The organism is Bacillus cereus group sp. BfR-BA-01356 (assembly GCF_022663635.1).
Classification (GTDB): domain Bacteria; phylum Bacillota; class Bacilli; order Bacillales; family Bacillaceae_G; genus Bacillus_A; species Bacillus_A cereus.
The window spans coordinates 1-8201 of record NZ_JAKUFX010000192.1 but is presented as its reverse complement, the minus strand read 5'-3'; the positions used below and the strand labels follow the sequence as shown (position 1 = coordinate 8201).

Below are 8201 nucleotides of genomic sequence, written 5' to 3'. Positions count from 1 at the left end.
ATCTAGAAATATCTTGAGACGTCCAAGTATTTTCTTTATTACTGGACTCTTATTAGAGAGTAAAACTAAGCCTGAGATAGGGCTTAAATATTAATATACGAGGGGAATAGATATGAAGATAATTACAGCATGGCAAAATAATATACAAATAGTAAAAGATGCAGTGGATATTAAAGAAATTTCTAAAGGTTTTTCGCCTGATAAGAAATATATAATTACGAGTACGAATAATGAAAAATATTTATTGCGGACAGGCGATATAAAAGAGTATGAAAGAAAGAAAATAGAGTTTCAAATTTTAAATGAAATGCAAAATCGTAGTGTGCAAGCACAAAAACCAATTGAAATGGGTTTGTTGGCAGAAGAAGGTTTATGCTATGGCATTTTTTCATATTTAGAAGGGGAGGATGCGAAGAAGCTATTGCCTACGTATTCACCAAAAGAACAATATGATATTGGTATAGAGGCAGGAAAAGATTTAGCAAAAATGCATACATATGAAGCTCCTAATAATATACTTCCATGGTATGAAAGAGCAATGAAAAAACATAGTAAATATTTAGAGGCATATAAAACATGTGGAATAAACATAAAAAATGATGATAAAATCATAAAGTTTATTGAAGAAAATGAAATATCTTTAAAGAACCGCCCAAATCGATTTCAACACGATGATTTTCATTTAGAAAATATAATTGTACGGGATGGAAAATATGTAAGTGTTGTTGATTTTAATGGCTACGACTGGGGCGACCCACTTCATGATTTTGTGAAAATTGCACTGTTTGCAAGGGACATTAGTATTCCGTATTCAATCGGACAAATAGAAGGATACTTTAATAGGAGAATACCAGAGGAGTTCTGGAAATTATACACAGTGTACGTTGGCATGACAGTTTTCTCCTCAGTTGTCTGGACATTACGAGCAGCACCGCATATGTTAGAGGATATGTTAGAGCGTCTTACTATAGTTTTAGAGGATCATAATAACTTTGAGTTATCGAAGCCAATTTGGTTTCAACCAGATAAGATTGATATGAAATAGAAAAGGTAGGTGTGATTCGCACCTACCTTTATTTTTTACCATCAAAATACTTATTTAATTTTCTTAAATGTAAGCGGCTGAGTACTTAATGTAGCTGGTACATGTAACTGAAGGGATGGGAATTCACCACTTACATTCATTTCATAAGCGAATAATAAGCTCATTTTCATTTGGAATAAGTAAACTTTTGCAGAGAAGATGTCGTAATGATGATGCCCTAATTGAATATCCATTTCCATAAATTGTGCATATAACGAATCATCTCGTTTGTATACTTGTAATGTTCCGTATGCAGGATGTTCAAAAGTACCAGTATAATCCTCTAACTTGTGCGAAGGTGTAGTCCCTTTAATTTGTTCAGGGAGGGATTCAGTTGCTTCTTTCATCATTTCCTTCATTTTTTTAGTATCTTCTACAGCACGTTTATGCCAATCAATGGATTCTAATTCAAGTAGTTCGTCATAAATTTGATTAGCGAGATAAGTAGGAAGTAATGTTCCTCCAGCATTCGTTAAAATGACAAGGCCTATGTTTTCTGTTGGTATGAATGAAACAAGCGCTGAAAATCCATCGATATTACCGCCATGATGAATCACTTTTTTACCACGATAAGCGCTAATAAACCAACCAAGACCGTAACTATTTAATGGAGATTCAGGGAGTGATAAAACCGGTTGGTCTGGAATTGAATTGTGTGGTGTATACATTTGTTGTAATAATTCAGAGGAGATTAATTCATGATCTCCAAATTTTCCTTCATTTAAGTGGAGAAGTACCCAATGTGCCATATCTTCAATTGTGGAATTAATACACCCAGCAGCGCCAACTGTATCGATGTTACGGAATGGAACTGCTTTTATTTCACCGTCATTTTCAATGTAAGGTAAAGCATAATCATCTGTAGTTTGTGAATCGTTAACAGAGAAGTTTGTATGTCTCATATTTAAAGGTTCTAAAATATGTTCTGTAGTGTACTGCTCCCACGTTTGATTTGTAATGTTTTCAACAATGTAGCTAATTGTTGCATACATTAAGTTGTTATATAGAAATGCAGTCCGGAACGGTGCATCAAGTGGTAAATGTTTTATTTTTTCAACGAGATCTTTTCGAGATAAGGAAGAACTGTACCAAAGAGCCTCATGACGACTCACTCCAGTTCGATGAGAAGCTAAATCCCGTCCTGTAACTTGTGAGCTAGCAAGTAGTTCAGATAAAGTAAAGTTAGGTATATAAGACTGGATAGGGGTATCCCAATTAAACTTTTTTTGCTGTGCTAACAAGCTTAATGAAAGTGTGCCAAATGCTTTCGTTGAGGAACCGATTGCGAATCGAGTATTCGGTGTAACAGCCTCTTTTGTTTCTATATTACGATAGCCAAAACCTTCTGAAATAATAACTTCACCGTCTTTTATAACAGCGACAGCAGCACCAGGAACATTTAAATCCTTCATCATTTTTTCAACCGTTGTTTGTAAAGAAGTCATAACAGGCGTTTCAATTTTAGACATACTTCTAACCTCCAAATATAAATTTTGTTCTACCGCACTATACTTTCGGTAATAGAAAATGAAAACCTTTTTATATTCGGAAAGTTAATAATTTTGTAAGAATTAGCGCAAGAAATTTTATTAATTAGGATTATTAAATTTATCATTTTTCATGTTATGATAAATTGCATATACGATTGAAAGAAGGTTTTCCTACATATGAAACATGCTGAAAATGAATACTTAAATTTATGCCGCCATGTAATGGAACATGGTACGAAGAAAGAAGACCGTACAGGGACAGGCACTGTATCTGTATTTGGATATCAAATGCGTTTTGATCTAAGTAAAGGTTTTCCTTTATTAACAACAAAGAGAGTACCGTTTCGCCTTGTAGCAAGTGAACTGCTTTGGTTTATGAAAGGTGATACAAATATTCGCTATTTATTGCAGCATAATAATAACATTTGGAATGAATGGGCTTTTAAGAGCTGGGTAGAAAGTGATGAGTATACTGGTCCTGACATGACTGATTTTGGTCTTCGCTCACAACAAGATGAAGAATTTAAAGTACAGTACGACGAGCAAATGGAATTGTTTAAAAAGAACGTTTTAGAAGATGATGAGTTCTCAAATAAATATGGTTATTTAGGAGACGTTTACGGTAAACAGTGGCGTGCTTGGAAAACGACAGCTGGTGAGACACTTGATCAATTAAAAGATGTAATTGAAATGATTAAAAAAACACCAGACTCACGTCGTTTAATCGTTTCTGCTTGGAATCCAGAAGATGTACCAAGTATGGCCTTACCGCCTTGTCATACGCTATTCCAGTTTTATGTAGCAGATGGAAAGCTTTCTTGTCAGTTATATCAAAGAAGTGGTGACATATTCCTTGGAATTCCATTTAACATTGCAAGTTACTCACTACTAACACATTTAATTGCACATGAATGCGGACTTGAAGTGGGAGAATTTGTTCATACAATTGGTGATGCACACATTTATACAAATCATTTTGAACAAGTAGAAAAGCAATTGGCACGTGAACCACGTCCATTCCCGAAACTTACATTAAATCCAGATGTGAAATCTGTTTTCGATTTTGAAATGGAAGATTTAACGATTGAAGGATACGATCCGCATCCAGCAATTAAAGCACCGGTTGCAGTATAATTGTAGAGGAGATGAAAAAATGATTGTTTCATTTATGGTCGCTATGGACGAAAATAGAGTAATTGGTAAAGATAATAATTTACCTTGGCGTTTACCGAGTGAATTACAATACGTGAAGAAAACAACGATGGGTCACCCGCTTATTATGGGAAGAAAGAACTATGAAGCGATTGGTAGACCACTGCCTGGAAGACGTAATATTATTGTAACTCGTAATGAAGGGTATCATGTTGAAGGCTGTGAAGTTGTTCATTCTGTAGAAGAAGTGTTTGAACTATGTAAAAATGAAGAAGAGATTTTTATTTTTGGTGGAGCGCAAATTTACGATCTCTTTTTACCTTATGTAGACAAGTTATATATAACAAAAATCCATCATGCATTTGAAGGAGATACATTCTTCCCAGAAATAGATATGACAAATTGGAAAGAGATTTTTGTAGAAAAAGGTTTAACGGATGAAAAAAACCCATATACGTATTATTACCATGTATATGAGAAACAACAATAATAAAAAAGATTGATGTGAGAATTCGCATCAATCTTTTTATTTATATTCACCAATATAAGTTTATAGATGAGATTCGATAGTGCTATAATGATAGGTAGCATGTAAAAATGCTAAAATTTTCAAAAGTACTAATATAGAAAGAGGAGGAGAATCGATTGAGAAAGATATGGGGGATTCTTTTTCTTTGCTTAACATTCATGTTAGTTGGATGTGGTAAAGAAGAAAAACCACAAGAAGCGTTTGATACATATGTAAAAGCGTGGAATAAACAAAAATTTGCAGATATGTATGATCAACTATCAAAAAATGCAAAAAAAGATATTTCAAAGAAAGAGTTTACTGAGAAATATGAAAAAATTTATTCTGGTATCGAAGTGAAAGACTTAAAGGTAGAAACAGGGGAAGTAAAAGAAGATAAAAAAGATGAAGGCCCTGTTCCTTTTAAAGTAAGCATGGATACAGTTGGTGGTAAAATTACATTTGGTCATGAAGCAAAAATGGTGAAAGAAAAAGATGGAGATAAAGAATCTTGGAAAATAGATTGGACTCCTGATTTTATTTTCCCAGGCATGACGAAAGATAGTAAAGTGCGTATGCAGACAACACAGCCAAAACGTGGTGAAATATACGATCGTAATGGAAAAGGTCTTGCAACGAATGGGAAAGCTTCTGAAATCGGATTGATTCCTGAAAAGTTAGGCGATACTGCTCCGCAAACGAAAGAAACAGTAGCGAAGTTATTAAATATGTCTGTAGAAGAAATTGATCAAAAATTAGCTGCTAAATGGGTAAAACCAGGGTATCTCGTACCAATTGGAATTTTGCCTGAAGGGGCAACACAAAATACGTACATTGATTTACCAGGTGTTTCAACAAAACCTGTAAATGTTCGTACATATCCGTTAGGGGAAGCGGCAGCTCATCTGACTGGTTATATTGGAAAGGTAAATGCTGAAGATTTAAAAACGCTACAAAAGAAAGGCTATCAAGCTGATGACCCAGTTGGGAAAGCTGGTTTAGAGCAAGTATTAGAGGAAAAGTTACGCGGTAAAAAAGGCGGCCGTGTCTTTGTAGAAGATGCGCAAGGAAAAGAAATTAAAAACTTGGCAAAAACAGATGCTGTTGATGGAGAAAATGTAACTTTAACTATTGATAGTGCTGTTCAAGAAAAAACGTATAATGAAATGAAGGGTGAAGCTGGTTCAAGTGCAGCAATTAATCCGAAAAGTGGAGAAACAATTGCACTAGTAAGTAGTCCAGCATATGATCCTAATATAATTGCACGAGGGACATCGAAGGCACAACGCGAAGCTTGGAATAATGATCCGAAAAAACCAATGACAAATCGCTTTACACAATTGTCGGTACCAGGTTCTGTATTTAAACCTATTACAGCTGCAATTGGTCTTGAAACGAAAACGATTGATCCAAAAGAAGAGTTGAAAATTGAAGGATTAAAATGGACAAAAGATTCTTCTTGGGGTAATTACTATGTAACGCGTGTGAAAGATGCAAATCCGATTGATCTTGATAAGGCGATGAAATACTCGGATAATATTTACTTCGCACAAGAAGCTTTGAAAATCGGAAAAGACAAGTTTATGAGTGAAGCAAAAAAATTCGGATTCGATGAGAAACTACCAATTGAATATGGATTCCCTGCTTCTAAAATTGCAAATGACGGCATTAAAAATGATATTCAAATGGCAGATACGGGATATGGACAAGGACAAGTATTAATGACTCCTCTTCATTTAGCTTTAACGTATGCGCCAATTGTAAATGATGGAACGATTCCGTCACCGTATATTATTAAAACAGATAAACAACCAAAAGCTTGGAAAGAAAATGTAATTTCTAAAGGAAATCAGGATATATTAAAAACTGCAATGACGAAAGTAATTAATGATCCAGATGGTACAGGGAAAATTGCTAAAATTGATGGCATGACTCTTGCTGGAAAAACAGGTACAGCGGAATTAAAAGTATCAAAAGAGGCCGAAGGAAAAGAACTAGGTTGGTTCGCTGCATTTGATTTAAATTCCCCAGATATGGTCATTACAATGATGATTGAAGATGTAAAAGGTAGAGGCGGAAGTAATATTCCAGCTGAAAAAGTAAAACATGTATTTCAAAAATAATATGTAATAGTAGGCTATCTCTATAAGTTGTAGAGGTAGCCTATTTATATGAAAGAGTTTGTAATATCCGTATACTAAATTTTAAGGAAACAAAGTAAATCATTAACTTACGAAAAAAAAGTAGCTATTTTTTATTGACATTGATTAAAACTTTTTGTATTATACTTACATAAGGTAAGTTATTAACTTTTGAAAAATAAATCTCGAATTAAAGATAAAGAGAAAAAAGGGAGAGAATACAATGACAAAAGTACTATTTATCACAGCAAATCCAAATTCAGCAGAAGGTTCTTTCGGAATGGCAGTAGGGGAAGCTTTCATCGAAGCTTATAAAAACGAACATCCACAAGACGAAGTTGTAACAATTGATTTATTCAACACTACAGTACCAGCAATTGATGCAGATGTATTTGCTGCTTGGGGTAAATTTGCAGCAGGTGAAGGCTTTGAAGCTTTAACTGAAGTTCAACAACAAAAAGTAGCAGCAATGAACACAAACTTAGAAACATTTATGAATGCAGATCGTTATGTATTCGTAACTCCAATGTGGAACTTTAGCTATCCACCAGTAGTAAAAGCATACTTAGATAACGTAGCAATCGCAGGTAAAACATTCAAATATACTGAAAATGGTCCAGTCGGCTTATTAGAAGGTAAAAAAGCGCTTCACATTCAAGCAACAGGTGGCGTATATTCTGAAGGAGCATACGCAGCTGTAGACTTCGGTCGCAATCACTTAAAGACTGTATTAGGATTTGTCGGTGTAAATGATACTGAATATATTGCAGTTGAAGGTATGAATGCAAACCCTGAAAAAGCACAAGAAATTAAAGAAGCAGCAATTGCTAATGCTCGTGAATTAGCAAAACGTTTCTAATATAGAATGCTTAAAAAGTCCGAACACTTGCTGTTTGGACTTTTTTTCTTCTTTTTCCTTCGTTTGTCTAGTATAATGAAGGTCGGAATGATAATAGGTGGGGGTTCTGTATGATTCAAACGTTTTTTAAAATCTTTTATTTAATTTTAATCGTAATTGCGATTACACCGAGAATGTGGCGTCTTAAAAGACAAGTAAATACGATGGCGCCAAAAGAAAAAGACAATGCTGTGTATAAAACGACAAATTGGTTTGGTAAGAAAATGGTACGTGTAGCTGGAGGGGCAGTAGAAGTGAAAGGACTTGAAAATGTTCCGAAAGACAAGCCAGTACTAGTTGTAAGTAATCACCAAAGTAATATGGATATCCCTGTTTTACTAGGTTACTTAAATAAACCAATTGGATTCGTTTCAAAAGCAGAGATTAAAAAGTTCCCAGTTGTACCAACTTGGATGGAACTGATGAATTGTGTATTTATGGATCGTAGCGATCGTCGTCAATCTCTTCAAGCGATTAAAGATGGAATTGAACTATTAAAGAATGGACATTCTATCGTAATTTTCCCTGAAGGAACGAGAAGTAAGGGTGGCGAAGTTGGAGAGTTTAAGGCTGGTAGTTTTCATCTGGCAGTAAAGTCAGGTGTAGCAATTTTACCTGTAACATTAGATGGTACATATAAGATGTTTGAAGCGAATGGAAATCGTATGAAGCCAGCTCATGCAACAGTAACAATTTCTAAGCCGATTACACCTGAAGATTATGCGAATATGGATATTAAAGAATTAACGAAGCATACACAGGAAGTTATTGCCTCACAATTACATAAGTAATAAAAAAGGATTCAGCTTATCGTAAGCTGGTCATCTCCCTGTCAAGTAGACAGTAATAAAAAGAGTATTATGCCACGGCCTTTTCCCGATATTCTATCGGGGAAAGGCCGTGAAGTTTTTCTTGGAATCTTTCTGTA

Annotated in this window: 8 protein-coding genes; 6 read left to right on the top strand and 2 right to left on the bottom strand. The window is 34.8% G+C overall.

Annotated elements, in window-relative coordinates; all coding sequences use genetic code 11:
* Positions 1-112: 112 nt before the first annotated feature.
* The gene (locus MR168_RS31335) at positions 113-1045 is read left to right on the top strand and encodes an aminoglycoside phosphotransferase family protein (protein WP_086411917.1); all 933 of its coding nucleotides are present in this window, start codon (positions 113-115) and stop codon (positions 1043-1045) included.
* 50 nt (positions 1046-1095) lie between these two features.
* Here the strand turns inward: MR168_RS31335 and MR168_RS31330 are convergent, their stop codons facing one another.
* The gene (locus MR168_RS31330; RefSeq protein ID WP_086411918.1) at positions 1096-2553 is read right to left on the bottom strand and encodes a serine hydrolase; all 1458 of its coding nucleotides are present in this window, start codon (positions 2551-2553) and stop codon (positions 1096-1098) included.
* Between the two features lie 198 nt (positions 2554-2751).
* Here MR168_RS31330 and MR168_RS31325 point away from each other — a divergent pair, with 198 nt between their 5' ends.
* From MR168_RS31325 to MR168_RS31305, 5 genes are all read left to right on the top strand, one after another.
* Complete coding sequence (locus MR168_RS31325) at positions 2752-3708, top strand: thymidylate synthase (protein WP_000679609.1); 957 nt, start codon at positions 2752-2754, stop codon at positions 3706-3708.
* A 19-nt stretch (positions 3709-3727) separates the two neighbouring features.
* Positions 3728-4216 carry a dihydrofolate reductase gene (locus tag MR168_RS31320; protein ID WP_000637205.1) on the top strand — a complete coding sequence of 163 codons (489 nt, stop codon included), beginning with the start codon at positions 3728-3730 and terminating at the stop codon, positions 4214-4216.
* A 155-nt stretch (positions 4217-4371) separates the two neighbouring features.
* Positions 4372-6357, top strand: a complete 1986-nt coding sequence (gene pbpC, locus MR168_RS31315; protein WP_001227243.1) for a penicillin-binding protein 3 — start codon at positions 4372-4374, stop codon at positions 6355-6357.
* 241 nt (positions 6358-6598) lie between these two features.
* The gene (locus MR168_RS31310) at positions 6599-7234 is read left to right on the top strand and encodes an FMN-dependent NADH-azoreductase (RefSeq protein ID WP_000170025.1); all 636 of its coding nucleotides are present in this window, start codon (positions 6599-6601) and stop codon (positions 7232-7234) included.
* Between the two features lie 110 nt (positions 7235-7344).
* A complete protein-coding gene (locus MR168_RS31305) occupies positions 7345-8064 on the top strand; it encodes a lysophospholipid acyltransferase family protein (protein WP_000616577.1) in 720 nt (239 codons plus the stop codon).
* A 67-nt stretch (positions 8065-8131) separates the two neighbouring features.
* Here MR168_RS31305 and MR168_RS33815 read toward each other — a convergent pair.
* A partial coding sequence (locus MR168_RS33815; protein ID WP_325782447.1) for an IS3 family transposase occupies positions 8132-8201 on the bottom strand: 70 nt, incomplete at its 5' end.

Excerpts from the sequence above, each read along its gene's own strand:
- MR168_RS31305 (WP_000616577.1), top strand. The coding sequence starts at position 7,345 with ATGATTCAAACGTTTTTTAAAATCTTTTATTTAATTTTAATCGTAATT.
- MR168_RS31320 (WP_000637205.1), top strand. The coding sequence starts at position 3,728 with ATGATTGTTTCATTTATGGTCGCTATGGACGAAAATAGAGTAATTGGT.
- MR168_RS31330 (WP_086411918.1), bottom strand. The coding sequence starts at position 2,553 with ATGTCTAAAATTGAAACGCCTGTTATGACTTCTTTACAAACAACGGTT.
- MR168_RS31325 (WP_000679609.1), top strand. The coding sequence starts at position 2,752 with ATGAAACATGCTGAAAATGAATACTTAAATTTATGCCGCCATGTAATG.
- MR168_RS31310 (WP_000170025.1), top strand. The coding sequence starts at position 6,599 with ATGACAAAAGTACTATTTATCACAGCAAATCCAAATTCAGCAGAAGGT.
- MR168_RS31335 (WP_086411917.1), top strand. The coding sequence starts at position 113 with ATGAAGATAATTACAGCATGGCAAAATAATATACAAATAGTAAAAGAT.